Origin of the sequence: Micromonospora sp. NPDC048169, from assembly GCF_040652815.1 — a bacterium.
In the GTDB taxonomy this organism is placed as follows: Bacteria; Actinomycetota; Actinomycetes; order Mycobacteriales; family Micromonosporaceae; genus Micromonospora.
On the sequence record NZ_JBEZMS010000005.1, the window covers coordinates 161,120 to 187,356 of the forward strand.

At 74.3% G+C, this 26,237-nt stretch carries 27 protein-coding genes and 1 riboswitch; of the genes, 19 read left to right on the plus strand and 8 right to left on the minus strand.

The genetic code is table 11. From position 1 onward, the window contains the following. Positions 1-88 precede the first annotated feature (88 nt). From AB0D28_RS06920 to AB0D28_RS06990, 15 genes are all read left to right on the plus strand, one after another. Positions 89-490: a MerR family DNA-binding transcriptional regulator gene (locus tag AB0D28_RS06920; RefSeq protein ID WP_357383062.1), complete on the plus strand. Its 402-nt coding sequence runs from the start codon at positions 89-91 to the stop codon at positions 488-490. Beyond that, the gene (modA, locus tag AB0D28_RS06925; RefSeq protein ID WP_357383063.1) at positions 487-1,269 is read left to right on the plus strand and encodes a molybdate ABC transporter substrate-binding protein; all 783 of its coding nucleotides are present in this window, start codon (positions 487-489) and stop codon (positions 1,267-1,269) included. The genes AB0D28_RS06920 and modA overlap by 4 nt, the downstream gene beginning before the upstream one ends. Beyond that, a complete protein-coding gene (locus AB0D28_RS06930) occupies positions 1,266-2,063 on the plus strand; it encodes an ABC transporter permease (RefSeq protein WP_357383065.1) in 798 nt (265 codons plus the stop codon). The genes modA and AB0D28_RS06930 overlap by 4 nt, the downstream gene beginning before the upstream one ends. Continuing rightward, complete coding sequence (locus AB0D28_RS06935) at positions 2,045-3,112, plus strand: ABC transporter ATP-binding protein (protein ID WP_357383067.1); 1,068 nt, start codon at positions 2,045-2,047, stop codon at positions 3,110-3,112. The genes AB0D28_RS06930 and AB0D28_RS06935 overlap by 19 nt, the downstream gene beginning before the upstream one ends. 95 nt (positions 3,113-3,207) lie before the next feature. After that, on the plus strand, positions 3,208-3,480 hold the full coding sequence (locus tag AB0D28_RS06940; RefSeq protein WP_357383069.1) for a hypothetical protein: 273 nt from the start codon (positions 3,208-3,210) through the stop codon (positions 3,478-3,480). A 91-nt stretch (positions 3,481-3,571) separates the two neighbouring features. Continuing rightward, complete coding sequence (locus AB0D28_RS06945) at positions 3,572-4,549, plus strand: zinc-binding alcohol dehydrogenase (protein WP_357383071.1); 978 nt, start codon at positions 3,572-3,574, stop codon at positions 4,547-4,549. A gap of 2 nt (positions 4,550-4,551) precedes the next feature. Further along, positions 4,552-4,950, plus strand: a complete 399-nt coding sequence (locus AB0D28_RS06950) for a 6-carboxytetrahydropterin synthase (RefSeq protein ID WP_357383073.1) — start codon at positions 4,552-4,554, stop codon at positions 4,948-4,950. 4 nt (positions 4,951-4,954) lie between these two features. Beyond that, positions 4,955-5,992, plus strand: a complete 1,038-nt coding sequence (locus tag AB0D28_RS06955; RefSeq protein WP_357383075.1) for a glycosyltransferase family 4 protein — start codon at positions 4,955-4,957, stop codon at positions 5,990-5,992. After that, positions 5,989-6,798 carry a class I SAM-dependent methyltransferase gene (locus AB0D28_RS06960; protein ID WP_357383077.1) on the plus strand — a complete coding sequence of 270 codons (810 nt, stop codon included), beginning with the start codon at positions 5,989-5,991 and terminating at the stop codon, positions 6,796-6,798. Before AB0D28_RS06955 ends, AB0D28_RS06960 begins: the two co-directional genes overlap by 4 nt. A 147-nt stretch (positions 6,799-6,945) precedes the next feature. After that, entirely contained in the window at positions 6,946-7,842 is an 897-nt protein-coding gene (locus tag AB0D28_RS06965; protein ID WP_357383228.1) for a lysylphosphatidylglycerol synthase transmembrane domain-containing protein, read from the plus strand. 69 nt (positions 7,843-7,911) lie between these two features. After that, positions 7,912-8,541 carry a GTP cyclohydrolase II gene (gene ribA, locus AB0D28_RS06970; protein ID WP_357383079.1) on the plus strand — a complete coding sequence of 210 codons (630 nt, stop codon included), beginning with the start codon at positions 7,912-7,914 and terminating at the stop codon, positions 8,539-8,541. Further along, positions 8,538-9,227 carry a RibD family protein gene (locus AB0D28_RS06975; RefSeq protein WP_357383081.1) on the plus strand — a complete coding sequence of 230 codons (690 nt, stop codon included), beginning with the start codon at positions 8,538-8,540 and terminating at the stop codon, positions 9,225-9,227. The genes ribA and AB0D28_RS06975 overlap by 4 nt, the downstream gene beginning before the upstream one ends. A 107-nt stretch (positions 9,228-9,334) precedes the next feature. Further along, positions 9,335-11,014, plus strand: a complete 1,680-nt coding sequence (locus AB0D28_RS06980) for an extracellular solute-binding protein (RefSeq protein ID WP_357383083.1) — start codon at positions 9,335-9,337, stop codon at positions 11,012-11,014. After that, positions 11,011-12,033: an ABC transporter permease subunit gene (locus AB0D28_RS06985; protein ID WP_357383085.1), complete on the plus strand. Its 1,023-nt coding sequence runs from the start codon at positions 11,011-11,013 to the stop codon at positions 12,031-12,033. Before AB0D28_RS06980 ends, AB0D28_RS06985 begins: the two co-directional genes overlap by 4 nt. Beyond that, positions 12,030-12,950: a carbohydrate ABC transporter permease gene (locus tag AB0D28_RS06990; protein WP_357383087.1), complete on the plus strand. Its 921-nt coding sequence runs from the start codon at positions 12,030-12,032 to the stop codon at positions 12,948-12,950. The genes AB0D28_RS06985 and AB0D28_RS06990 overlap by 4 nt, the downstream gene beginning before the upstream one ends. A gap of 36 nt (positions 12,951-12,986) precedes the next feature. On the opposite strand, the gene AB0D28_RS06995 is transcribed toward AB0D28_RS06990, so the two are convergent. The 5 genes from AB0D28_RS06995 to AB0D28_RS07015 all read right to left on the minus strand — a co-directional run bounded on the left by AB0D28_RS06995 (position 12,987) and on the right by AB0D28_RS07015 (position 17,320). Beyond that, positions 12,987-13,730 carry an amino acid ABC transporter ATP-binding protein gene (locus AB0D28_RS06995; RefSeq protein WP_357383089.1) on the minus strand — a complete coding sequence of 248 codons (744 nt, stop codon included), beginning with the start codon at positions 13,728-13,730 and terminating at the stop codon, positions 12,987-12,989. Further along, positions 13,727-14,503, minus strand: a complete 777-nt coding sequence (locus tag AB0D28_RS07000; RefSeq protein WP_357383091.1) for an amino acid ABC transporter permease — start codon at positions 14,501-14,503, stop codon at positions 13,727-13,729. Before AB0D28_RS07000 ends, AB0D28_RS06995 begins: the two co-directional genes overlap by 4 nt. A 38-nt stretch (positions 14,504-14,541) precedes the next feature. Continuing rightward, on the minus strand, positions 14,542-15,396 hold the full coding sequence (locus AB0D28_RS07005) for an ABC transporter substrate-binding protein (protein WP_357383093.1): 855 nt from the start codon (positions 15,394-15,396) through the stop codon (positions 14,542-14,544). Between the two features lie 109 nt (positions 15,397-15,505). Next, positions 15,506-15,631 (minus strand): hypothetical protein, encoded by a 126-nt coding sequence (locus tag AB0D28_RS07010; protein WP_357383095.1) that lies wholly within the window; start codon positions 15,629-15,631, stop codon positions 15,506-15,508. Between the two features lie 33 nt (positions 15,632-15,664). Further along, positions 15,665-15,775, minus strand: a riboswitch (SAM riboswitch). A gap of 69 nt (positions 15,776-15,844) precedes the next feature. After that, positions 15,845-17,320 (minus strand): NAD(P)/FAD-dependent oxidoreductase, encoded by a 1,476-nt coding sequence (locus tag AB0D28_RS07015; protein ID WP_357383097.1) that lies wholly within the window; start codon positions 17,318-17,320, stop codon positions 15,845-15,847. A gap of 181 nt (positions 17,321-17,501) precedes the next feature. Between AB0D28_RS07015 and AB0D28_RS07020 the strand changes: the two genes are divergently transcribed. Next, entirely contained in the window at positions 17,502-18,878 is a 1,377-nt protein-coding gene (locus tag AB0D28_RS07020; RefSeq protein WP_357383099.1) for a hypothetical protein, read from the plus strand. 64 nt (positions 18,879-18,942) lie between these two features. Further along, entirely contained in the window at positions 18,943-19,395 is a 453-nt protein-coding gene (locus AB0D28_RS07025; RefSeq protein WP_357383101.1) for a hypothetical protein, read from the plus strand. Positions 19,396-19,450: 55 nt separating this feature from the next. Here the strand turns inward: AB0D28_RS07025 and AB0D28_RS07030 are convergent, their stop codons facing one another. Beyond that, positions 19,451-22,006 (minus strand): hypothetical protein, encoded by a 2,556-nt coding sequence (locus tag AB0D28_RS07030; RefSeq protein WP_357383103.1) that lies wholly within the window; start codon positions 22,004-22,006, stop codon positions 19,451-19,453. Then, positions 22,003-23,337, minus strand: coding sequence for an SWIM zinc finger family protein (locus AB0D28_RS07035; protein ID WP_357383105.1), 1,335 nt, complete (start codon positions 23,335-23,337; stop codon positions 22,003-22,005). Before AB0D28_RS07035 ends, AB0D28_RS07030 begins: the two co-directional genes overlap by 4 nt. 59 nt (positions 23,338-23,396) lie before the next feature. Here AB0D28_RS07035 and AB0D28_RS07040 point away from each other — a divergent pair, with 59 nt between their 5' ends. After that, complete coding sequence (locus tag AB0D28_RS07040; RefSeq protein WP_357383107.1) at positions 23,397-23,939, plus strand: GNAT family protein; 543 nt, start codon at positions 23,397-23,399, stop codon at positions 23,937-23,939. Positions 23,940-23,977: 38 nt separating this feature from the next. After that, positions 23,978-24,388 (plus strand): type II toxin-antitoxin system Phd/YefM family antitoxin, encoded by a 411-nt coding sequence (locus AB0D28_RS07045; RefSeq protein WP_357383109.1) that lies wholly within the window; start codon positions 23,978-23,980, stop codon positions 24,386-24,388. A gap of 47 nt (positions 24,389-24,435) precedes the next feature. Here the strand turns inward: AB0D28_RS07045 and pgi are convergent, their stop codons facing one another. Next, positions 24,436-26,070, minus strand: coding sequence for a glucose-6-phosphate isomerase (gene pgi / locus AB0D28_RS07050; protein ID WP_357383230.1), 1,635 nt, complete (start codon positions 26,068-26,070; stop codon positions 24,436-24,438). Positions 26,071-26,237 lie beyond the last annotated feature (167 nt).

The following is a 26,237-nucleotide window of genomic DNA, read 5'->3' on the forward strand; positions in this document are numbered from 1 at the left end:
TTCCGGTCCCCGAGCCGCTCCGCAGCTCGCGGATGCGAGCCACCACGCCTCTTCCGGCTCGCACCTGCGGGCCGCTAGGGTGGGGCGCGTGACGGTGTTCCGCATCGGCGAGGCGGCCGAACTGCTCGGGGTCAGCGCGGACACGGTCCGCCGCTGGATCGACGCCGGCAAGCTGCCGGCCACCCGCGACGAGCACGGCCACCGGGTGCTCGACGGCGCGGACGTCGCGGCGTTCGTCCGCGCCCCCGGCCATCCCGAGCTCTCCTCGGCCCGCAACCGGCTGCGCGGCATCGTCACCGCCGTCGTCAAGGACACCGTGATGGCCCAGGTGGACATCCAGGCCGGCCCGTTCCGGGTGGTGTCGCTGATGAGCCGCGAGGCCGTCGACGACCTCGACCTCCAGGTCGGCTCCGTCGCCGTCGCGGTCATCAAGTCGACCACCGTCGTGGTCGAACGCGCCGTCACCCCCAGGGGAAGGACAAGCCCATGACCGTACGGCGGATCCGCGTCGCACTCGCCGCCGCGCTGGTGGCGGCGCTCGGCCTGACCGCCTGCGGCGGCGTCGACGAACCGGCCGGGCCCGACGGCGCCGGACCGCTGACAGTGTTCGCCGCCGCCTCGCTCACCGAGTCGTTCACCACGCTCGGCAAGGAGTACGAGGCAGCGCACCCGGGCCGCACCGTCAGGTTCAACTTCGGCGGCAGCTCCGGGCTGGCCACCCAGATCACCCAGGGCGCACCCGCCGACGTGTTCGCCGCCGCGTCCCCGGCCACCATGAAGACGGTCACCGACGCCGGTGACGCGGCCGGCGAACCGGCGGTGCTGGTCCGCAACCAGCTCGTCGTCGCCGTACCCCCTGGCAACCCGGCCCGGGTCGGCGGCCTGGCCGACCTGGCCCGCCCCGGCGTCAAGGTGGCGCTCTGCGCCGAGCAGGTGCCCTGCGGCGCCGCCGCCCGCACCGCGCTCGGCGCCGCCGGCGTCCGGCTCACCCCCGCCACGCTCGAACAGGACGTCAAGGGCGCGCTGGCCAAGCTGCGCCTCGGCGAGGTCGACGCGGCACTGGTCTACCGCACCGACGTCCGCTCCGCCCCCGGACTCGACGCCGTCGAGTTCCCCGAGTCGGCGCGCGCGGTGAACGACTACCCGATCGTGGTGCTGCGCGCCGCCGGCAACCCGGCCGGCGCCCGCGCCTTCGTCGACTTCGTCCGCTCCGACGCCGGGCTCGCCGTGCTCACCGCCGCCGGGTTCCAGGCGCCGCCCGGCGCATGAGCCGCACCGTACGCCGGCAGCGGGTGCCGGTGGCCCTGCTCGTGCCCGCCGGGCTCGGACTGGCCTTCCTCGTCCTGCCGCTCGCCGGCCTGCTGCTCCGCGCACCCTGGACCACGCTGCCCGAGCGGCTGACCGAACCGGGTGTGCTCACCGCGCTGCGGCTGTCGCTGGAGACCGCAACCGTCGCCACGCTGCTCTGCGTGGCGCTCGGCGTACCCCTGGCCTGGCTCCTGGCGCGGGTGGAGTTCCCCGGCCGGCGGCTGGTCCGGGCGCTGGTCACCGTGCCGCTGGTGCTGCCGCCGGTGGTCGGCGGCGTGGCGCTGCTGCTGGTTTTCGGCCGGCGCGGGCTGATCGGGTCGTGGCTGGACGAGACGTTCGGGGTGACGTTGCCGTTCACCACCGCCGGGGTGGTGCTGGCCGAGGCGTTCGTGGCCATGCCGTTCCTGGTCATCGCCGTCGAGGGGGCGCTGCGCGGCGCCGACCCCCGGTACGAGGAGGCCGCCGCCACGCTCGGCGCCGGGCGGTTCACCACCTTCACCCGGGTCACGCTGCCGCTCGTCGCCCCGGGCGTGGTGGCCGGGGCGGTGCTCTGCTGGGCGCGCGCGCTCGGTGAGTTCGGCGCCACCATCACGTTCGCCGGCAACTACCCCGGCCGCACCCAGACCATGCCGCTGGCGGTCTACCTGGCGCTGGAGACCGACCTGCAGGCCGCGATCGTGCTGAGCCTGATCCTGCTCACCGTCTCCGTGGTCATCCTCGCCGCGCTGCGCGACAAATGGGTCGGCACGACATGAGTGTGCTGGACGCGCGTCTGGTCGCCGAGCGGGACGGCTTCACCCTCGACGTGCCGCTGCGCATCGCCGCCGGTGAGGTGGTGGCGCTGCTCGGCCCCAACGGCGCCGGCAAGACCACCGCGCTGCGGGTGCTCGCCGGGCTGCACCCGCTCAGCGCCGGGCACCTCACGCTCGACGGCGCCGACCTGGACCGGCCCGGGCGCCGGGTGTGGACGCCGCCGGAGCGGCGGCCGGTCGGCGTGGTGTTCCAGGACTACCTGCTGTTCCCGCACCTGAGCGCGCTGGACAACGTGGCGTTCGGGCCGCGCCGCCGGGGCGCCGACAAGCGCGCCGCCCGCGCCCTGGCCCAGCGGTGGCTGGACCGGGTCGGCCTCGGCGACCAGGCCCGCCGCCGGCCCCGGCAGCTCTCCGGCGGGCAGGCCCAGCGGGTCGCGCTGGCCCGCGCGCTCGCCGTCGACCCGGCCCTGCTGCTGCTCGACGAGCCCCTGGCCGCGCTCGACGCGCGGACCCGGCTGGACACCCGCGCCGAACTCCAGCGCCACCTCGGCGCGCACCCCGGCGCGACGCTCCTGGTCACCCACGACCCCCTCGACGCCCTGGTGCTCGCCGACCGACTGGTCATCGTGGAGGACGGGCGGGTCGTGCAGGAGGGCGACGCCCCCACCGTGACGGCCCGGCCACGCACCGACTACGTGGCCCGGCTCGTCGGTCTCAACCTGCACCGCGGCCACGCCCACGGGCGCACCGTCACGGTCGGTGAACTGACGCTCACCACCGCCGACACCGTCCACGGTGACGCGTTCGTGGCGTACCCGCCGTCGGCGGTGGCGCTGCACCCCGCCAAGCCCGAGGGGAGCCCGCGCAACGTCTGGGCGGCCACCGTCAACGGCGTGCAACGACACGGTGACAACCTGCGCGTGCAGCTCGCCGGGCCGGTCGAGGCGGCCGCCGACGTCACGCCCGCCGCCGCGGCCCATCTCGGACTGATCCCCGGCCAGCCGGTCTGGGCGGCGGTGAAGGCAGCCGAGACGCGCGCCTATCCGGCGTGACAAACACCGCTGGTCAGGACGTGTGCCCAGGTGAGAGGTTTGATCTGCGCTCAACCGGTCACTGGGACGGTAGCGACGACGCAAAGGGGGACACGGTGCCCGACACGATCCGCAACAGGTCCAGTCAGGACGCCGCTCTGCCACGGGGCGTGACCGATCCGTTGCTGTGGCGTGCCGCGTACGACGTTGCCGCCGCCCACCGGCCCGACGAGTCCGGCCGGTGCGAGAGCCTGCTGTGTGACGGCCAGGCCGCGCCGTGTGACGCGCTGACCGCGGCCCACCGGGCCATGGAGCTGGCCGGGGACCGGCACGACGACCGGGCCGAGCCCGAGACCTGGCGTCCGGAGCAGCGCCGGCGCGCGGCCTGAGCATCGGGTGGCGGGCGGTTCGAACCGCTGACGCCCCGCTTTCGTGTTTATGATCGACAACTCGGTCGGAATGCGGGGAAGAGGAGAGTTCGTGACTGTCGACGCCCACGCGTTCTGGCTCCGCGCACCCGGTGCGGGCGAGATCCGGCCGGTCCGGCTCGCCCCGCCCGGCCCGGGCGAGGTGCTGGTCCGTACCCGCTTCTCCGGGGTCAGCCGCGGCACCGAGACGCTTGTCTTCACCGGCCGCGTCCCGGCCGACCAGCACGCCGCCATGCGCGCGCCGTTCCAGGAGGGCGACTTCCCCGCGCCGGTCAAGTACGGCTACCTCAGCGTCGGCACCGTCGAGGCAGGCGACGAGCGGCTGCTCGGCCGTACCGTCTTCTGCCTCTACCCGCACCAGAGCGCGTACGTGGTCCCGGCCGACGCGGTCACAGTCGTGCCGGACGGCGTGCCGGCCGGGCGCGCGGTGCTGGCCGGCACCGTGGAGACGGCTGTCAACGCGCTCTGGGACGCCGCGCCGCTGGTCGGCGACCGGGTCACGGTGATCGGCGGCGGCATGGTCGGCTGCGCGGTGACCGCGCTGCTGGCCCGCTTCCCCGGCGTACGCGTGGAACTGGTCGACGCCGACCCGGCCCGGGCCGGGGTGGCCGCCGCGCTCGGCGCCGGCTTCGCCACCCCCGCCGGCGCGAGCGGCGAGCGCGACCTGGTGGTGCACGCCAGCGCTACCGCCGACGGGCTGCAGCGTGGCCTGGAGCTGCTGCGTCCCGAGGGCACCGTGCTGGAGCTGAGCTGGTACGGCGACCGGCCGGTCACGCTGGCGCTGGGCGGCGCGTTCCACTCCCGACGGCTGGGCATCCGCAGCAGCCAGGTCGGCACCGTGTCGCCGCGGCGGGCCGACCGCAGCTACGCCGACCGGCTCGCGCTCGCCCTGGACCTGCTGGCCGACCCGGCGTTCGACGCGCTGCTCACCGGCCGGTCGCGCTTCGAGGACCTGCCCGACGTGCTGGACCGGCTCGCCTCGGGCGAGCTGCCGGCGCTGTGTCATCTCATCACCTACGGCGAGGAGTGATCGTGTTCAGCGTGACCGTCCGGGACCACATGATGGTCGCCCACAGCTTCCGCGGCGAGGTCTTCGGCCCGGCGCAGCGGCTGCACGGGGCGACGTTCGTCGTCGACGCCACGTTCCGCCGCGCCGAGGTGGACGACGACGGGATCGTGGTCGACATCGGGCTGGCCACCGAGCAGCTCAAGGCCGTTCTCGCCGAGCTGAACTACCGCAACCTCGACGACGAGCCGGCCTTCGCCGGGGTGAACACCACCACCGAGGTGCTCGCGCGGACGATCGCCGACCGGCTCGCCGACGCGGTGCACGCCGGCCGGCTGGGGGAGGGCGCGCGGGGCCTGGCCGGGATCACCGTCACGCTGCACGAGTCGCACATCGCGTGGGCGAGCTACGAGCGGTCGCTCTGACCGGATGACAGTCGTCCACGTGGTGCTTCCGGGCGACATCGACGACCCGGCGGACCCCAGTGGCGGCAACGCCTACGACCGCCGGGTCTGCCGGGGCCTGGCCGCCCGCGGCTGGACGGTACGGGAGCACCAGGTGCCAGGCGGCTGGCCACACCCGGGGCCGGCGGAGCGCGCCGACCTGGCCGGGCTGCTCGGCGGGCTGTCCGACGGCGTGCCGGTGCTGCTCGACGGCCTGGTCGCCTCGACCGTGCCGGATGTGCTCGCCCCGCACGCCGCGCGGCTGCGCCTGGTCGTCCTGGTGCACCTGCCGATCGAGGGCGAGACGGAGGCGCGGTCGCTGGCGGCGGCCACCGCCGTGGTCGCCACCAGCGAGTGGACGCGGCGTCGCCTGCTCGACCGCTACGCGCTGCCACCGCGGATGGTGACCGTCGCGCCGCCCGGCGTCGACCCGGCGCCCGTCGCCACCGGCACACCCGGCGGGGGACGGCTGCTCTGCGTCGCCGCCGTCACCGGGGTCAAGGGGCACGACGTGCTGGCCGCCGCGCTCGCCGAGGTGTCGGACCTGGACTGGACCTGCGACTGGGTGGGCCCGCTGGACCGGGACCGCGCGTTCGCCGACGGGTTGCGCGGGCGCCTCGACGCCACAGGTCTCGGCGGCCGGGTCCGGCTGACCGGACCACGCACCGGCACGGACCTGGCCGCCACGTACGCCGCCGCGGATCTGCTGGTTGCGCCCTCCCGGCGGGAGACGTACGGGATGGTGGTCACCGAGGCGCTGGCCCGTGGCGTACCGGTGCTGGTTAGCGACACCGGCGGCCTGCCGGACACGCTCGGGCACGCCCCCGGCGGCGACCGGCCCGGCCTGCTGGTGCCGCCGGACGATCCTGGTGCGACCGCCGCGGCGCTGCGGCGCTGGCTCACCGACGCCGGCCTGCGGGACCGGCTGCGCCACGCCGCCCGGCAGCGGCGGCACACCCTCACCGGCTGGCCGGTCACCGTGGACCGGCTGGCGACGGCACTGAAGGAGGCGACCGCGGCATGACCACCTCACTCCCGCCCGGCTTCGCGGACTGGCTGCGACTGCGTGAGCCCGCCGACGCGGCGGCCCGCAGCGCCGAGCTGGCCGACGCGGTCCGCGACCGGCTGCCCGCCGGCCGCCCGCTCGTCGTGCACGACCTGGGCAGCGGCACCGGCTCGATGGCCCGCTGGCTCGCGCCCCGGCTACCCGGCCCGCAACACTGGGTACTGCACGAACGCGACGCGGACCTGCTCGCGCTGGCCCGGGCCGGACGGCTCACCGCCGCCGACGGCGCCGAGGTCACGGTGACCACGCGCGACTCCGATGTCACCCGGCTGACCGCCGCCGACCTCGCCGACGCCCATCTGGTCACCGCGTCCGCGCTGCTGGACATGCTCACCGCCGAGGAGGTCGAACGGATGGCGGCGGCCTGCGCCGGCCACCCGACGCTGTTCGCGCTCACCGTGACCGGCCGGGCCGAGTTCAGCCCGCCGGACCCGCTGGACGCCGAGCTGACCGCAGCGTTCAACGCCCACCAGCGCCGTACCGTCGACGGCCGGGTCCTGCTCGGCCCGGACGCGGTGGACGTCACGGTGGCCGCGTTCCGCCGGCACGGCGTCGACACGCTCGTGCGGCCGACCCCGTGGCGGCTCGGCCCGGAGCAGGCGGAACTGGCCGCCGAGTGGCTCACCGGCTGGGTCGAGGCGGCCGTCGAGGAACTACCGCATCTGTCCGGGCCCGCCGCGACGTATCACAGGTGGCGGCTCGCCGAGGCCGCCGCCGGACGGCTCGGAGTGGTGCTGCACCACGCCGACCTGCTCGCCGGCTGAACCGTACCGGCCGTCGGCACGTGACAACCGGTGGGAACAAGGGAGGACCGTTTGTCACACGTCGCCGTCGCCGGGCCCGTACCGGCCGTCGCATCCGTACCGGCCCGGCCGCGCCGGTCCCGGCCGAACGGAGCCTGGGTACGTCCGCTGCTCGGGCTCGCCGTGCTCGCCGTGCTCGTCGCGTCGGTGGGCACCGGCCCGTTCCTGGCCGGGCTGCGCCTGATCGACGCGCCCGCGCTGGCCGCCGCGCTCGGCATCGGCGTGATCACCACCGTCTGCTGCGCCTGGCGCTGGTCGCTGGTCGCCGGCGGGCTGGGCGTACGGCTGCCGATGCGCGCGGCGGTGGCGCACTGCTACCGGGCCGTCTTCCTGAACTCCACGCTGCCCGGTGGCGTGCTCGGCGACGTGCACCGGGCGGTACGGCACGGCCGCGACGCCGGGGACGTGGCCCGGGGCGTGCGGGCGGTGGTCTGGGAGCGCACCGCCGGGCAGGTGGTGCAGGTGGTGATCGCGGTGGCGCTGCTCGCCGCGTTCCCGTCGCCGGTACGCCGGTACCTGCCCGCGCTGGCCGCCGTGCTCGCCGTGGTCGCGCTGGCGCTGGTGCTCGCCGCCCGCGCGGTGCCCCGCTCCGGCGCGTCCCGCCTCGCCCGGGCGGCCCGGACCGCTGTCGCCGACGTCCGCTCCGGGGTGCTGGGCCGCCGGACGTGGGCCGGTGTGGTGGTCGCCTCGACAGTGGTGTTCGCCGGTCACCTGGCCACGTTCGTGGTGGCCGCCCGCACGGCCGGCGCGGACGCCCCGCTGTCGCATCTGCTGCCGCTGACGCTGCTGGCCCTGATGGCGATGGCGGTGCCGCTGAACGTGGGTGGTTTCGGGCCGCGCGAGGGCGTGGCCGCGTGGGCGTTCGCCTCGGCCGGGCTGACCGCCGCGCAGGGTGTGGCGACCGGCACTGTGTACGGCGCGCTGGTCCTGGTGGCCAGCCTGCCGGGCGCCGCGGTGCTGCTGGCACGGCGGATGCCCCGGCGCGAGCCCGGCAACTGTCGGTGATCCCGCCTACGGTGGGGGAGCGAGGTGTGCGTCGCCGGGTCCGCCCGGCGACCGGACGACAGGAGAACCATGGACGAAACGCTGCCCACCGCGACGGTCCGGACCCGCGTGACGGTTCCGCTCCGGTTCCCCGACGGCTACGTGACGACGGCCCGCGTGCACACCTTCCACGGTCTCGTCGACGGACGCGAGCACCTGGCGTTCGGGCTCGGTGAGCACACCGAGGCCGACCCGCCGCTGGTCCGCCCGCACAGCGAGTGCCTCACCGGGGACGTGTTCGGCAGTCAGCGCTGCGACTGCGGGCCGCAGTTGCGCGAGGCGGTACAGCGCATCGCCGAGGCCGGTGGCTACCTGCTCTACCTGCGGCAGGAGGGGCGCGGCATCGGCCTGTACGCCAAGCTCGACGCGTACGCCCTGCAGGACGACGGCCTCGACACGTACGAGGCGAACCTCGCGCTCGGGCGCGGCGCGGACGAGCGCGACTACACGGTGGCCGCGCAGATGCTCGCCGCGCTGGGCGTGGACCGGGTGGCCCTGCTCAGCAACAACCCGGACAAGGCGGCCCAGCTCGAACGCCTCGGCGTGACGGTGGCCGACCGGGTGTCCACCGGCGTGCACCTGTCCCCGGCCAACGCCGGCTATCTGGCGGCCAAGGTGACCCGCGCCGACCACGCCCTCGACCTGCCGTTCGTGCCGTGACCACCCGCCCGTACGTGCTGCTCAGCTGCGCGATGTCGATCGACGGCTACATCGACGACGCCAGCGCCGAGCGGCTGCTGCTGTCGAACGACGACGACCTGGACCGGGTCGACGCGACCCGGGCCGGGTGCGACGCGATCCTGGTGGGCGCGGCCACCGTGCGCCGCGACGACCCCCGCCTGCTGGTGCGCAGCGAGCAACGGCGGGCCGAGCGGGTGGCGCGCGGGTTGCCGCCGTCGCCGGTGAAGGTGACTGTCACCGGCAGCGGTGACCTCGATCCGGGTGCCCGGTTCTTCACCACCGGTGACGGGCTCAAGCTGGTCTACTGCCCGAGCGGCGTGGTGGACAAGGCCCGCGAGCAGGTGGGCGCCGTGTCGACGGTGGTCGACGCGGGGGATCCGGCCACCCCGGAGGCGGTGGTGGCCGACCTGGCCGGGCGTGGGGTGACGCGCCTGATGGTGGAGGGCGGCGGCATGGTGCACCGCCAGTTCCTGACCGCCGGCCTGGCCGACGAGTTGCACCTGGTGGTGGCGCCGTTCTTCGTGGGGGACAGGCGGGCGCCGCGCTTCGTCGGGGACGGCCGCTTCCCGTGGCACGCGGGGCGCCGGGCCCGGGTGGTCGAGGTGCGCCAGATCGGCGACGTGGTCCTCACCCGGTACGCGTTGTCCGACCGCTGCCCGGCCTGACCGCCGTGTCGATCCGGTCCGCCCTTGTGCAAGCTCACGGTCGTGATTAGTTTGTTGACCATCCATACGAAATAATCCGCTGCGCTTCCCTTCCCGAAGGGGGACCGATGACCGCGCACCACCCCGACCCGGGCTCCTCCCGCCGCCGCTTCCTCGGCCTGGTCGGCCTCGGCGTGGCCGCCACCGCCACCGGCCCGCTGCTCGCCGGCTGCTCGGAGAAGCCGGCCGGCTCCGGCGCCGCCCAGAACCTCGACGCCGTCTCCGGCCTGCTGCCCACCCGCAAGGACCTGCCCGGCGGCATCAAACCCGACATCGTCGGCACCCGCCCGGTGCCCGACGGCTACACCAGCTACCCGACGATGCTCGTCGACGCCATCACCGACAAGCCCGGCACCAGCGGCAAGCAGGTCACCGCGATGACCCCGGCCTGGGGCCCGGCACCGCCCGGGGTGGCGCAGAGCGCCTACCTCCAGGCCGTGAACGCAGAGCTGGGCACGCCCGTCAACTTCACCATCCAGGACGGCAACACGTACGCCGACAAGCTCAACGCCATGCTCGGTGCGCGGGACGTCCCGGACCTGCTGTGCGTACCGGGGTGGGAGGTGGAGAAGATCCCGCGCTTCGCCGAGGCGATCAAGGTGCTCTTCGAGGACCTGACCGACCACCTCAAGGGCGACGCCGCCGGCGCGTACCCGATGCTGGCGAGCTTCCCCACCGGGGCCTGGCGGCGTGCGGTGTGGAACGAGCGGATCATGTCCGTGCCCAACCCAACTGACGGGCCGTTCCCGTGGGCAATGTTCACCCGCAAGGACGTGCTCGACGCCCGCGGCCTGGCCGTGCCGGCGAACCTGGACGGCCTGCTCGCCGCGGCCAAGCAGGTCACCGACCCGGCGCGCAAGGTGTGGGCGTTCAACGACGTCTTCGCCATGATCCAGATGTTCCACAAGGTGCCGGGCCACAAGGGCGGGTGGCGGGTCAAGTCTGACGGCACGCCCGAGTTCAAGTACGAGACCGAGGAGTTCCGCCGCGCGCTGGAGGTCATGGCCAAGATCTACGCGGACGGCCTGGTCCACCCGGACGTCGTGGCCAGCAAGGGCGCGGACGCCAAGCAGTTGTTCGCCAAGAACGGCGCGATCGTGTTCCTCCAGGACGGCGTCGGCTTCTGGCAGGGCGCCCAGGCCGAGCACCAGAAGACCAACCCCAAGCTCAACATCCAGGCGGTGCCGATCTTCTCCGCCACCGGCGGCGACCCGTTGGTCTGGGGCGACGACGAGCCGATCTCCTACACGTTCGTCAAGAAGGGCCTCGGCAAGGACCGGGTCCAGGAGCTGCTGCGGATCATCAACTGGTGCTCCGCGCCACTGGGCAGCCAGGAGGCCCAGCTGCGGGACTTCGGGGTCGCGGGCAAGCACCACACCCCGTCGCCGAACGGCCCGGTCAAGACCGACCTGGCGTTCAAGGAGATCGCCAACCAGTACTTCTTCATCAGCGGCCGCAACCCCACCATCGGGCCGTTCCCGGACACCCCGCGCTTCGTGCCGGACGTGCTCGCGTACTCCAACGAGATGGTCAAGCACATGGAGCCCAACCCCTGGGCGGGCGTGAAGCTGGAGATGCCGGCCGCTTACAAGGCCAACCAGGTGCCCACCGAGGACAAGTTCACCGACGTGCTGCGCGGCCGCCGACCGCTCAGCGACGTGGACGCCATCGTCAAGGAGTGGAAGGCGAACGGCGGCGAGGAGGCCCGAAAGCTGCTCGCCGACTCGCTGCCGAAGGAGGGCCGGTGAACGAGCCGGCCGTCCTGGCCGGGCCCGAGCGGGCCCGGCCGGACGCGCCGGCCCCACCGGGCCGCCCGCCCCGTCGCCGCCCGTCCCGCCGCCGGGTGCCGCTGCGCACCCGGCTGCGCCGGGACTGGCAACTGCTCGCCATGGTGGCGCCCGGCTTCGGAATCCTGCTGATCTTCAGCTACCTGCCGATCGCCGGCAACGTGATCGCCTTCCAGGACTACAACCCCTACCTGGGCGACAACCCGTGGCAGGCGTTCCTGCACAGCGACTGGATCGGCTTCGGGCAGTTCCAGCTGCTCTTCGACGACCCGGCGTTCTGGGACGCGTTCCGCAACACGCTGGCGATCACCGCGTTCCAGCTGGTGTTCTTCTTCCCGCTGCCGATCCTGCTGGCGATCGCGCTGCACAACCTGCTGTCCAGCCGGCTGCGCGGACTGATCCAGACCATCGTCTACCTGCCGCACTTCTTCAGCTGGGTGCTGGTGGTGACGTTCTTCGTGGCGATGCTCGGCGGCGCCGGGCTGCTCGCGCAGACCATGCGCGAGGCCGGGACGCAGCCGTGGAACGTGATGACCAACCCGGACACGTTCATCGTCCTGGTCACCGTCGAGGCGGTGTGGAAGGACGTCGGCTGGGGCACGATCGTCTTCCTGGCCGCGCTGTCCACCATCGACCAGAACCTCTACGAGGCCGCCGCCGCGGACGGTGCCGGCCGGTGGCGGCGGCTGTGGCACATCACGCTGCCCGGCCTGCGGCCGGTGATCGTGCTGCTGCTCATCCTGCGCCTGGGTGACGCGCTCTCCGTCGGCTTCGAGCAGTTCCTCCTGCAACGCGACGCCGTCGGCCGGCAGGCTGCCGAGGTGCTCGACACCTTCGTCTACCACTTCTCCATCGCCACCGGGAACTACGGCTACGGCGCGGCGGCCGGACTGTTCAAGGCCGTCATCGGGCTGGTGCTGATCCTGGCCGCCAACCGCGTGGCGCACATGCTCGGCGAACGAGGGATCTACTCGAAGTGACCACGCTCATCCGCCGGGTCGCCGGCGACCGACAGCGCCGGCCGGTGTGGCAGGAACCGCCCACCCCCCTCGGCCAGGGGCTCAAGGCCGTCATGCTCACCCTGCTGGTGGCGGGCGTGCTGTTCCCGCTCTGGGTGATCCTGGTGACCAGCCTCTCCTCCCGGGAGACCATCGCGCGGGCCGGCGGACTGGTGGTCGTGCCCAGGGGCGTCGACACGTCCGCGTACGAGACGATCTTCGCCGGCGGCGCTGTCACCCGGGCCCTGTGGATCAGTACGCTGGTCACCGTCTTCGGCACCGCCATCGCGCTGACCGTCACAGTGCTCGCCGCGTACGGGCTGTCCCGGCCGGGCTCGCTGGGCCACCGCTGGCTGCTGGCGTACTTCCTGATCCCGTTCCTGGTCTACCCGCCGCTGGTGCCGCGCTACCTGGTGGTCACCGGGCTGGGGCTGAAGGACACCATCTGGGCGCTGGTCCTGCCGCCGGCGATCAGCGTGTTCAACCTGGTCGTGGTGCGCGGGTTCTTCCAGGGCATCCCGTCGGAGCTGCTGGACAGCGCCCGCATCGACGGCGCGAGCGACTTCCGGACGCTCGCGCGCATCGTGCTGCCGCTGTCCCGCGCGGTGATCGCCGTGGTCGGCCTGTTCTACGCGGTCAGCTACTGGAACGTCTGGTTCGACGCGCTGCTGTTCATCGACAGCAACGACATGTACCCGATCCAGCGGGTGCTGCAGAGCTACCTGCTGGCCGGGCAGGCTCCGCACACCTCCGGTGGGAGCAGCGGGGTGACCATGCCACCGACCGAGGCGGTCAAGATGGCGGTGGTGGTGCTGACCGTCGCGCCGATCGTCGCCGTCTATCCGTTCATCCAGCGGCACTTCGTCAAGGGCGTGCTGATCGGCGCGGTGAAGGGCTGAGGGCGCGTCCGGGCGCGGCGCACCGCACCGGGGATGTCAGAGCACCTGGGACAGGAAGCGCCGCAGCCGGGGGTGCTCCGGCGCGTCGAACACCGCCTCCGGCGGCCCGGCCTCCAGCACCACTCCCGCGTCCATGAACGCCACAGTGTCGGCGACGCTGCGCGCGAACCCCATCTCGTGCGTCACCACGACCATGGTCATCCCGGCGGCGGCCAGGTCCGCCATCACCGCGAGCACGCCCTTCACCAGTTCCGGGTCCAGCGCGCTGGTCGCCTCGTCGAAGAGCATCACCTGCGGGCGCAGCGCCAGCGCCCGCGCGATGGCGACGCGCTGCTGCTGGCCGCCGGAGAGCTGCGCCGGCCGTGCGTCCGCCTTGCCGGCCAGGCCGACCAGGTCGAGCTGGGCGCGGGCGAGCGCCACCGCCTCGTCCTCGCTCAGCTTCTTGAGCTTGCGCAGCGCCAGCGTGATGTTGCGCAGCACGCTCAGGTGCGGGAACAGGTTGAACTGCTGGAACACCATGCCGATGCGCTGGCGCAGCGCGTCCGGGTCGTCGCGCAGCACGCTGCGCCCGTCCAGCAGCACGTCGCCCCGGTCCGGCTCGATCAGCCGGTTGATGGTGCGCAGCAGCGTCGACTTGCCGGAGCCGGACGGGCCGATCACGCAGGCCGCCCGGCCCCGGGCCACGTCCAGGTCCGCGCCGCGCAGCACCCGGTGCGCGCCGAAGGCCAGGTGCACGTCGCGGACGGCCAGGCTGACCGAGGTCGTGGTGGCGGTGGTCATCGCGGGTCCTTTCCGGACGGGGTCAGGTCGGCCGGCTCGGCGTCGGGCTCCGGCTCGGGCGGCGCGGCCGGGCGGCCCTGCCGCAGGCGCCGGTCCAGCCAGTTGACCGCGTGGGTCAGCGGCACGGTCAGCACCAGGTAGAACAGACCGGCCAGCAGCAGCGCGGACTGGTTGCCGGTGTTCGCCGCGTAGTCCTGCCCGATCCGGAACAGCTCCCGCTGGCTGGCCAGCAGGCCGAGGAAGTAGACCAGGCTGGAGTCCTTGATCAGGGCGATGAGCTGGTTGACCCAGGCGGGCAGGACCCGGCGTACGCCCTGCGGGATGATCACCAGGCGCATCGCCTCGCCCCAGGAGAAGCCGAGCGCCCGCGCGCCCTCCAACTGGGCGGCCTCCACGCTCAGGATGCCGGCCCGGAAGATCTCGCCCAGGTAGGCCGAGGCGATCAGCGACAGCGCCAGCACGCCCAGCGGATAGGGGTTCGGGCCCCACACCCGCATGCCGAGCGGCGCCAGGCCCACGCCGATGAGCAGGATGGTCGCCGCGGCCGGCAGGCCGCGGAACACGTCGGTGTAGATCCGCGCCGGCCACCGCAACCATCGGGTACGCGAGATGCCGGCGACGGCCAGCAGCATGCCCAGCACCGAGCCGAGCAGGGCGGCGGAGACCGCCAGGGTGAGCGTGTTGGGCAGCCCGACGGTGAGCATCTCGGGCAGCGCCTCGCGCATCGAGTCCCAGTCGAAGAACGTCTCCCACAGCGTGCTCAGTGGATCCATGTCCGCTCCGTCCGCCCTGCTCGTGCTCGGTTACCGGTTCAGGAGGCGGCCGTCGGCGACGGCACCGCCACCGACCCGCTGCCCGGCTTGAAGTCGGCCGGCACCGGCCGCCCCGGGTAGTACTCGGCCTGCAGGCGGCTCCACGTGCCGTCGGCGATCACCTCGTCCAGGCCCTTGTTGAGCGCCTCGCGCAGCTTGTCGTCGCCCTTCGCCACCGCGTACGCGGTCGGGGTGGGGCTGAGCTGCTTCGCCGCGACCTTGATCTTGCCGTTGCTGTCGGCGGCGGACTTGTCGCCGATCTCGGCCGGGGCGATCCAGGCGTCAGCGGTGCCGGCCTTGAGCTGGTTGATCGCGCTGTTGTAGTCGGGCACCCGCACCGGGTCGAGGTTCTGCTTGGTGGCGTAGTCGTCCTGCACGGTGCCCTGGACCACCACCACCCGCTTGCCGGCGAGCTGGTCGAAGCCGGTGATCGGGGAGCCGGCGGGCACGTCCAGGCCGAAGTAGCCGAAGTCGTAGCCGTTGCCGAAGTCGACGGTCTTCTTCCGCGCCTCGGTGATCGTGATCGAGGAGCTTCCCACGTCGAACTTGCCGCTGTTGACCTGCGCGAGCAGGCCGGAGAAGTCGGTGCCGACGAACTCCACCCTCAGGCCGATCTTGGCGGCCACGGCGCGCAGCAGTTCGTTGTCGAAGCCGGTGAACTCGCCGTCCTTCAGAAAGACGTTCGGCGGGGCGTCGGTGAGCGTGCCGGCGCGGATCACGCCGGGCTGGAGCAGGCCGTACGGGTTGTCGGCCGCGTCGGTGTCGTCGCCGCCGCAGGCGGTGAGCGCGGTGACGGCGAGCAGGGCGGCCGCGCCGACGGCGGCGGCACGGGTCAGGACGGTACGGAAACGCACGATTTCTCTCCAGAGTGGACGGACGCGCGGGGTGCGCGTCGACGCCGGCCCGCCGGACGGACGGCCGGGCCGGAGAAGGGTGGATCGGGGAAAGGAGGGTGGCGCTCGCTCAGCGCGCGAGGCGACAGCCGTCGCTGCACACCCGCATCAGGTCGACGTGGCGGCGCTTGACCAGCGCGAAGCGGGCCGGGTACGCGGCGACGTCGCCGGATGGGGTGGAGGGTGGTGCGGACATCGGTCTCCCTGGTCTGTTGCTGACCTGGGTGCCAGGCCACGCTTGCACCGGCGGCTGCCGGTGCCTGGTCTTCACCCGGGGCACCCCACCGCGGAGGAGGGTTGCCGGCCAGCGAGCCGGGGCTTCGCGCTGGCGCTCATGACCTGCCCAGAAGGCTAGCAGCACCGCAGCGGCGCTCGTCCAGGGGTTATGACCACCCTCACGCGCCGGGCCTCACCGCCGGGCCGGGACGACCGGCGCGTCCCGGCCGGTACCGTGCCGCGACGGGCTGCGCTGCTCGTGGTAGTCCTGCTCGACGTTGACGGTCCAGACGTCGTGGCCCGCGCCGTGCGCGATGTTCTCCGCGGTCAGCATCGCCGTCAGCATCGAGTGGTCGGCGTTGTTGTACCGGTGCATGCCGTTGCGCCCGACCGGGTGCACGTTCGGCACGTTCGCGGCCAGCCAGTCCCGGATCACGTCGACGTTGCGCTGGTACCGCTCGTCGTAGACCGGGTACGCCTTCGGCATCCGGACCACGTGGCCCGCCTCGACGCACCCGGACTTCACCAGGCCGAGGCGTTCCAGCTCGGCGGTGGCGAACGCGACCAGCTCCGCGTCCGGCGTCCGCCACATCTCGTCGCCCTCGAAGACGAAGTACTCCAGCCCCAGGCAGGTCCGCCCGTCCTTGACCAGGTACGGCGACCACGAGCCGAAGTTCTGGATCCGGCCCACCCGGGCGGCCGGGTCGTGCACGTAGATCCAGTTGTCCGGGAACGAGAACTCCTCGGGCACCACGAGCGCCACGGTCAGGAAGTCCCGGTACCGCAGGTCGTCGGCGGCGGCCCGCACCTCGGGCGGCGCCTCCGGGCGCATCGCCCGCACCAGCGCGGAGATCGGCATCGAGGAGATCACGTGCGCCGCCGGTTCGGTGCGCTCCCCGCCCGCGCCGGCCACCGTCACGGCGGTGGCCCGCCGCGCGGCCGGATCCCGGTGCACCTCGGTCACCCAGGCACCGGTACGCACGGTGCCGCCCCGCCGGGCGACCTCCTCGGCGCAGCGCTCCCACATCATCCCCGGGCCGTGCTTCGGGTACTGGAACTCCTCGATCAGGCTTGTCACGTCTGTGCGGTTGCGGCGGGGCAGCAGCGCGTTGCGCATCGCCGTGGCCAGCGACAGGTTCTTGATCCGCTGGGCGGCCCAGTCGGCCTGCAACCGGTCCGCCGGCATTCCCCAGACCTTCTCCGTGTACGTCTTGAAGAAGATCGAGTAGAGCCGCCAGCCGAACCGCGCCGACACCCACCCCTCGAAGTGCGACTGGTCCTTCGGCGGGCGCAGCCGGGCCCGGCCGTACGAGCCCAGACAGCGCACCGCCTCCAGCAGGCCGAGGTTGCGCAGCGCGTTGCCGGCGCTGAGCGGGTAGTCGAACAGCGCGCCCCGGTAGTAGATCCGGCTCATCCGCGGCCGGAGCAGGAAGTCCTCGTCGGGCAGGATCTCGTGCCAGAAGTCCTCGACCCGGGACACCTTGGTGAAGAAGCGGTGCCCGCCGATGTCGAAGCGCCAGCCGTCACGCTCCACCGTCCGGCTGATCCCGCCCACCACGTCGTCGGCCTCGTAGACCCGGACCGGCTCGCCGTGCCGCAGCAGCTCGTACGCGGCGGTCAGCCCGGCCGGCCCCGCCCCGATGATCACGGTCCCGTCGCCGTCGCCCATGCCGTACGCGCCCCCTCGCCCGCCGATGCGGCAGCGCGCTTACCCGCCCTGGCGGCGTCCTCACCTGCCGGTTCCCGCCGGTCCGCGACGGCTGCGGGGGTGTGAGCCGGTCCGGACGGGGAACGCGCACCGGGTTTTGCGGCCGGGCGAGCCGGCCCGAGGGCCGGACGGCGGGAGCGCGATGGCGGACGAAGGGCGGGCCGAGCCCGGCGGCACGGCCGGACCCGATCGCGCCGCCGACCCCGGCGGCCCGGCCCGGCCCGGCGGCACAGCCCGGCCGGACCGAGCGGCCGACCCCGGCGTCTCGGCACGCGCCGACGTCGGGCCCGACCGCGCGGCCGGTGGCGGCACACGCGCCGGGCGTACCCGATGGTGGTCGCGGGCAGCGGCAGTCTCCCGCCGGCTGCCGGAGCCGTGGGGGTTCGTGCTCGCCGTCTTCGCCGGGTCGAAGCTCGTGCTCAGTCTGATCGGCGTGCTGGTGCTCGCCGCGTGGGACGGGGTGCCGGGCGCGCCACCGCCCGCCGAGACCGCGATGCGTGCCCAGCAGGACGCGATCTCGTCCCACCGCTGGTTCTCGCTCTGGTTCGCCTGGGACTCGTTCCTCTACGAGCACCTGGCCCGCCTGCCGCTGGACCGGCCGTGGCCGGACTTCGGCTTCCCGCTGCTCTACCCGTTCCTGGCCCGGCCGCTCGCGCCGCTGCTCGGCGGGCACACCGCCTGGGCGCTGCTGCTGGTGAGCAACGTGGCGCTGGTGGTCCAGCTCTACTACGCGTACCGGCTGGGGGGCCGGCTGCTCGGCGGCGCGGGACCGGCCGGCGGGCGGCAGGCGGTCCGGTACCTGCTGCTCCTGCCGACGGCGTTCCTGTTCCAGGCGGCGCTCACCGAGTCGCTGTTCGTCTGCCTGGCGCTGGCCGCCTTCTGGTACGCCGAGCGAGGCCGCTGGCTGCTCGTCGGCGTCGTCGGCTACTTCCTGGCGATGAGCCGCTCGGTCGGTTTCCTCGTGGTGGTGCCGCTGGCGCTGGTGCTGCTGCGCGAGCACGGGTGGCGGGCCGGTCCCCGGCGGTGGCCGCGCCTGGTGCGGCAGGGCTGGCCGCTGCTGCTGGTCCCGGCGGGCTGGCTGACGTTCATGGCGTTCTGCCGGTGGCAGAGCGGCGACTGGTTCGCCTACCAGCACGCCCAGGAGACCGGCTGGGGGATCCGGCTGCAGAACCCGATCACGACCGCCGCGTCCGCGCTGACCGGCGGCAACTCGGCCGACGCGCTGCGGGTCTGGATCGCCGTGGCGACGGTGGCGGTGGCGGTCGTCGGGCTGCGCCGCCGCGCCGACTGGCCGTACCTGGTCTACACGCTCGTCATGGTGCTGGTGCCGCTGTCGATGGGGCCGCCGGTGTACAAGAGCCTGCTGCGCTACCTGCTCGCCGCCTTCCCAGTGGCGTTCGTGCTGGCCCGCTGGGCGCGGCGACGCGGCCTCGACGGCTGGCTCACCGCCGTGCTGGCGCTGGTGCAGGGCGCGTTGTTCGCGGTGTGGCTCACCTACTGGACCCACCTGATCATCTGACCGCTGCCGTCGTGGCCGTGCGGGCTGTCCGGCGGGACTGCCGGGTGGGCCGCAGAATGGGCGGATGACCGACCGGCGCGTGACTCTCGACGACCTCGGCGCCTGGTTGATCAAGGGCAACGCGGACGCGGTGGACCTGGCGGCCCGCTTCGCCGCCGACCCGCGCGTGACCGGCTGGTGCGTCCGCCCCGGCTACCGGGTACGCCTCATGCGCGCCGGCCAGCCGGTGGTGTTCTGGGCCAGCGGCAGCCGGGGCCGCGCGCCGTACGGCGTCTGGGGCGTCGGCCGGCTCGCCGCCCCTGCCGTGCCCGGGGCACCGGGCGAGACGTGGACCGCGCAGCTGGACCTGACGATCCTGGACGAGCCGCTGCGGGTACGCCGCGACCTGCTGCGCGCCGACCCACGGCTGGCCGGCGCGGAGGTGCTCCGGCAGCCGCAGGCGGCGAACCCGTCCTACCTGACAGTGGGCCAGTTCGACGCGCTTCGCGGCTACCTGCCCCGGGACGGGCGCGCCTGACCGGTCCGCCCGGTCCGCCCGGTGCGTTTGTGCCCCCCGCTGTCGACGTGCCGGCTCAGGCGGCCAGGGCGGCGGTGAGCCGGCGGGCCTCGGCGACCAGCCGGCTGCCGCCGCCCCGGGCCACCACGTCGGCCAGCCTCGGTATCTCGATCCGCACGCCCGTCGCGGTCGCCGTCTCCGCCGCCAGCGCCAGCAGGTCGGGCGTACCCCGGGGCGGTGCCGGCTCGGCCAGCAGCGGCGGCAACGCCGCGGCGAGCAGCAGCCACACGCTCAGCGGGGCGCCCGCCGCCACCGCGTCGCGCAGCGGCGTGACCGCCCGCGTCAGCGTCACCTGCCCGCCGGCCGCCAGCGCGCCGAGGTGCCCGCCGGTCGCCGGCGCGTCCAGGTCACCCGCGGCGGCCAGGATCAGCACCGCGTCGAGCGCGGCCACCCGGTCCGCCTCGTGGCGGGCGCACAACCCGTAGGCCAGCGCCAGATCGAGGGCCGGTCCGCCCGCGCCGGTGCACTCGGCCAGCACCGGCAGGGCCGCGGCGTGCCCGAGGCTGTCCTCCTGCGCCGCGCCGGCCACCTCGGGCAGCAGGTGGGCGGCGACCACACCCCGGTGCCCGGGCAGGACGGCCGGCCAGACGTCACCCCAGCTGTCGGTCCACCGGCCGATCGGCCTGGGCGTCAGGGTGAGCAGGCCGAGCCGGTCCTCGACGTCGTCCGGCGGGGTGAGCGCGACGAGCGTCCGGCCCTCGGGCAGCTGGTCGTAGCCCCAGTCGTACCCGGCCGACCGCGCCCGCCGGCCCACCGTCACCACCCGCTGCGCCGGGGCCGGCACGGCGTCGCCGCGCAGCCAGCGGGCCAGCTCGTCGCCGGCCGGCGTGTGCAGCGTCGCGGCACGCTCGCCCAGCGGCCCGTCGACGCCGGCCGGCAGGCGCAGCAGGGCCTGCGCGAGATCCCAGCGCCACACCGGACGGTCACCCAGCGCCGCGATCCGTTCGTAGAGCGCCACCGGCTCGATCGCCCCGGTGACCGAGGTCGGCGCGGACAGCAGGCCCGGGTCGTCGCGGCCGTCCAGCCGCTGCCCGATCTCGGCCAGGCGGGTGCAGGCGAGCTGGACGGGCGCGGGCCGGCGTGTGGCCGGAACCGGCGCACCACCGCGGAACGGGAACGGCGCGCGCGGGCGGGACTCGGCCAGCAGCGTGCTCCACTTGTCGCGGCGGGTCGCCGCCTCGGCCTCGTCGCAGACGGCAAGCAGCAGCCCGTGCATCTGGGCCGAGATTTTGAACACCGACCAGGGATGGTCGTACGCGCCGACCCGCTCGCGGCGCACCACAGGCAGGAGAGCCGCCGCGAGCCGTTCGCGGTCGGCGGTGCCGAGCCGGACCAGTCCGTCCATGACGCGTTCCGTGGTCAGCGCGGGCCAGCGCCGGCCGAGCGACGCCGCGACCTCCTCCACCAGCTCGTCCACGTCGTCGATCGGCGGCGGCGCGTCCGCCGCCGGCAGCGGCGGCGGCAGGTCGTCGCGGGCCTCGGCAACCGTGGTGACGGCGACCGGCCGGTGGCCGTGCCGCTGCGCCAGCGTCAGCGCGCGCTCGCGCAGGCCGGCGTCCGGATGATCGGCCGCGACGGCGAGCACCGCGCCGATCTCCGCGGCCTGATCCGGGTGCTGCCGGGCCAGCCGGTCGAGCCAGGACACCTGCGCCCGGACCAGTGCCTTCTCCGGCCGGGCCAGCACCGTCCGCGCGGCCTCCCACAGCGCCTCCGGCTCGGCGGCGTCGCCGGCCTGCCGGAGCGTCCGCTGAGCGAGGCGGGCCACCGGTCCCGGCCCGTCGGTGAGCAGCCGCAGATAGGCGCTCGACCGCGTCGCCACCTCGTCCGGGGCCGGCGCCAGCAGGTCGTGCAGGACCAGGAACGGGCGCAGCGCGCCCGGCCGGTCGCCGCGCAGCAGCCGGCCGAGGACGCCGTTGAGCAGGACCGCCCGGTCGAGCCGGCCCTCCGCGGCCAGCGCCGCCAGAGCCCGGGGCAGCGCCTCCGCGTCCGTGCCCGCGCCGTCGCCGCGGGCCAGCTCGGTGCCCACACCGTCCACCTCGAACAGGCGCGGCAGCAGTGCGTCGAGGAACGGGTCCGCGCGCAGCCGGTCCACAGTCGGTGGGCGCGTCCCGCGCGGGCCCGGCGAGCCCTGCGCGGCGGCCCAGCCACGCACGAAGTCGTCCCCGGTCGGCGGCGGCGCCTTCTCCGCCAGCAGGAGACCGGCGACGAACCGCCAGCCCGCGAGCATCCGGTCCCGGGGGAGCCGGTCGGCCAGCTTGTACGCCACGTCGGCCAGCCAGGTCACCCCGCGTTCCCGGGCGGCCTCGACCACCGGCGCCGGATCGGCGTCGTCGAGCCAGACCGACCGGCGGCCCAGCAACGCGGCCACCTTTGCCGGGGTGCTGAGCGTGCCGACGGCGGCCACCGCCAGCGCGGTCGCCTCGGCATTCCACCACCAGGCATCCCGCCGCTGCCGGACGTGGGCGACCAGGGCCTCGCCGAGCGCCCGGCGGACCGGCTCGTCCAGCTCGGCCAGCGCCGACCGGACCCGCGACGGCCGTCCGCTTACCAGCGGCTTGAAGAACTCCCTCACGACAGCGCCCCCACCGGTGCCGCGACCATCGACACGGCCAGCGCGTGCCGGCACGGCCCCCGCTGCCCCCGGTGCCGCGCCCACCAGCGGCAGGAACACGAGTACGCGCCGTCCGGGTGGCGGCGTACCCGGTAGACCTCGTCGTCGGTGCGTACCGTCGCGTTCTCGCCGTCGCGCTCGACGGCGCCACGCTCGACGAGCGCCCGCGCGCCGACCAGCCGAGGGTTGTCCCGCTCCGCGCGGCCCGCGTCGTAGGGCATGACCCGGTGGAAGTACGCCCCGTCCGCCACGTCGTACCCGACCCGCCCGGCGGTGCCCAGCTGGGCGAGCGCGGCCCGCACCCGCTCGTCGGGCAGCGCGGCGGCGTCGGCCAGCGCTGCCACGTCGATCGCCGGATCCCAGTTGAGCAGCGCGCCCACCAGCTCCGCGTCGTCGACCACGTCGTCGCCGGCGAGCGCCGCCAGGGCCGCGCCCTCACCGGAGAACCCCCGGTACGGCTCGGGGGACAACGTCAGCGACACCCGCAGCGCCCCGGTGTCCAGCTCCCACGTGCTCGGCGCGGCCGGCGACCCGGCGCGCACCGCCGGGCCGTACACCCGCAGGGAGCGCGCGTGCCGCAGCACGCCGCGCAGCGCCGCGAGCCGGCCCGCGCCGGCCAGGCAGACAGCGCCCGGCACCGGGCGGGAGGTCAGCCGCAGCGTACGCCCGGCGGGCACCGCCCACAGCACGCTCCGGTCGTTCGCGGCCGGCAGCCGGCGCAGGAACGCCGCCGCCTCCGCCGCCGGGATCTCGGCGCGCGGCTCGAAGCCGGCGGTGAGCATGTGCACCTCGGCAAAGCCGCGCAGCCAGCGGCCGGGCAGCGGCACCTTCCGCTCGACCACCGCCCCATCCATCGTGGAGACGGTCAGGTCGTCCGGGCCGACCGCCACGTGCAGCGGCTCGATGCCGCCGACCCGGGCCAGCGCCTCCCGCAGCGGCGGGTTGACGTCCACGTTCGTGGTGCCGTGGCCGCTGATCTCCCCGTCCAGCCCGGCCGGCAGCACGTCCATCCGCGCGTACACCCCGCAGCAGCCGGAGAACGACTCGAACCGCAGGCGGCCCCGGCTGCCGGTGACCACCGGATCCAGGCTGGCCGGGTTGACCGGCTGGTGGTAACGGGTGCGTGCCACCTCGGCGACGGCGAGCAGCCCGGCCGCCGCCGCGGCCGGGGCGGTGAGGAACCCGGCGAAGAAGCGCGGGTTGGCCGCCGGGCCGCCGCAGGTCTGCAGATCGAGACCGGCGGCGCGCAGCGCGGACGGCTGAAGATATCGGTACGTCTGGACGGCGTTCACGGCGCAGACCGTAGAGCGACCGACCGACAAAAACGCGACGGTCCTGCTAGCTTCCTCGGATGTTCGCCCACGCGCTCACCGACGACGCCGAGTTGCGTCCACTGTCGCCCTGGCACGCCGAGGAGTTCCTGGCCAACCTCGACCGCTGCCGGGACCACATCGCGCCCTGGGTCGGCGCGTCCTTCGTCGCCACCGACGCCGAGTCGGCGGGCAAGGTCCTCCAGGCGTACGCCGACCGCTGGGCCCGTGACGACGGCGGCATCTGGGGCATCTGGCAGCGCGGTACGCTCGTCGGCGGCGTGCTGCTCGTGTCGCTGAGCACCACGCGTGGGGTGTGCGAGGCCGGCTGCTGGCTGGAGCCGGGCGCCGAAGGGCAGGGCCTGGTCACCCGCGCCGCACGCGTGATCATCGACTGGGCGGTGCGGGAGCGCGGCATCCACCGGGTCGAGTGGATCACGAAGGCCGGCAACGAGCGCAGCGTCGCCGTCGCGCGGCGGCTCGGCATGCGCCGCGACGGCGTCCTGCGCGCTGCGGCACCGACGCCCGACGGCCGCGCCGACCTGGAGGTCTGGTCGGTGCTGGCACCGGAGTGGACCGCCTGACCGCCGAAAGTGTCGTACCCGGACGTGAACATGTGTCCATGGCTGTCCCCGCACTGGCCGACCGGTCCCCCCAGCCGCGCGCCCTGCCGCTGCGCGAGGTCCGCACCCGGCTCACCCAACTCGTCTCCCTGGCCGAGCTGACCGACACCGTCACGCTCGTCACCCGCGACGGCGATCCCCGGCCGGTGGCCGCGATCGTGCCCGCGTCCGCCGCCCGCACCGGCGCCCAGGCCCGCGCCGACGCCGAACGCGTCGCCGCGATCAGCGCCGGCTGGGCCCGCCGCCTGGAGGAACTGCACCGGCAGTCGGCCCGGCGGCACGCCGCCGAGCTGCGGTCTCTCGCCGACGCGCTCGCCGAGGCATGGGCCGAGCTGGACCGCCGCGCCCCGGCCGGCGACCCGGCGCTGACCCGGTTGCGCGCCGCGCACGCCGACCTGCTGCGCCGCTGACCCGTGGCGTCCCGGACCGGTCTGCGCGGGACGCCACGGGCATGCGGTCAGCTCCGGCCGCGTTCGGCCCGGTAGCGGCGGATCAGCTCGGCGGTCGACGTGTCCACGTCGGCCAGGTCCGGGTCCGGCCCGGTGAGCTTCGGCGCGAGCTGGTTGGCCATCACCTTGCCCAGCTCCACACCCCACTGGTCGAAGGCGTTGATGTCCCAGACCGCGGCCTCGGTGAACACGATGTGCTCGTAGAGCGCGACGAGCTGACCCAGCGTCGCCGGGGTGAGCTTCGGCGCGAGGATCGACGTGGTCGGGTGGTTGCCCGCCATCACCCGGTGCGCCACCACCTCGGGCGCGGCGCCCTCGGCCTCCACCTGCTCCCGGGTCCGCCCGAACGCCAGCGCGGCGGTCTGGGCGAAGAAGTTCGACATGAACAGGTCGTGCATGTCACCCAGGTCGTGGTTGGGCCGGCTGAACGCGATGAAGTCCGCCGGGATCAGCCGGGTGCCCTGGTGGATGAGCTGATAGAACGCGTGCTGGCCGTTGGTGCCCGGCTCGCCCCAGAAGATCTCCCCGGTCGGGTACGTCACCGGCGTGCCGTCGGCGCGTACCGACTTGCCGTTGCTCTCCATGGTGAGCTGCTGGAGGTAGGCGGGGAACCGGTGCAGGTACTGCGAGTAGGGCAGCACCGCGTGGGTCTCCGCGCCGAGGAAGTCGGTGTACCAGACGTTGAGCAGGCCGAGCAGCGCCGGCACGTTGCGCTCCACCGGCGCGGACCGGAAGTGCTCGTCGACAGCGTGGTAGCCGGCCAGCATCTCGCGGAACCGGTCCGGCCCGATCGCCAGCATCACCGACAGGCCGACCGCCGACGGCAGCGAGTAGCGTCCGCCCACCCAGTTCCAGAAGCCGAACATGTTCTCCGGGTCGATGCCGAAGTCCCGGACCCGCTGCTCGTTCGTGCTGACCGCGACGAAGTGCCGGGCGACCGCGTCGTCGTCCGCGTCCAGCCCGGCGAGCAGCCAGCGCCGCGCCTGGTCGGCGTTGGCGAGCGTCTCCTGGGTGGAGAACGTCTTCGAGACCACCACGAACAGCGTGCTCGCCGGGTCCAGGTCGGCGGTCTTGTCGTGGATGTCGGTCGGGTCGATGTTCGACACGAACCGGCAGCTGATGCCCGCGTCCCGGTACGCCTTGAGCGCCTCGTACGCCATCACCGGCCCGAGGTCGGAGCCGCCGATGCCGATGTTCACCACTGTGGTGATCCGCTCGCCGGTGTGACCGCGCCACGAGCCGGAGCGCACCCGCTGCGCGAACGCCGACATGCGCTCCAGCACCGCGTGCACGTCGGCGACCACGTCCTGGCCGTCCACGGTGAGGGAGGCGTCGGCGGGCAGGCGCAGCGCGGTGTGCAACACCGCCCGGTCCTCGGTGGTGTTGACGTGCCGGCCGGCGAACATGGCCGCGATCCGGTCGGCCAGCCCGACCCGCTCGGCGAGCGCGCCGAGCAGTGCGATGGTCTCGTCGGTGACGAGGTTCTTGCTGTAGTCAACGTGCAGGTCGGCGACCTCGCCGGTGAGCCGCTCACCCCGCTGCCCGTCGGCGGCGAACAGGTCGCGCAGGTGCGTGCCGCGCATCGCCTCGGCATGCTTGCGCAGCGCCTGCCATTCGTCAGTGGTGGTGACGTCCACAGCCATCAGGTCGATCTTCTCCTTCACGACGGGCGGTCGGCCGGCCCGCGCCGGCGAACCCCACAAGCCTGCCACCCGGAGCGGTCGCGCGCGACGCGACCCGGCGGCGATCACCGTGCGGACGGTTCTTTCCGTCCGCCGGCCCGGACACGCCAGTTGGGACGCCTGTACGA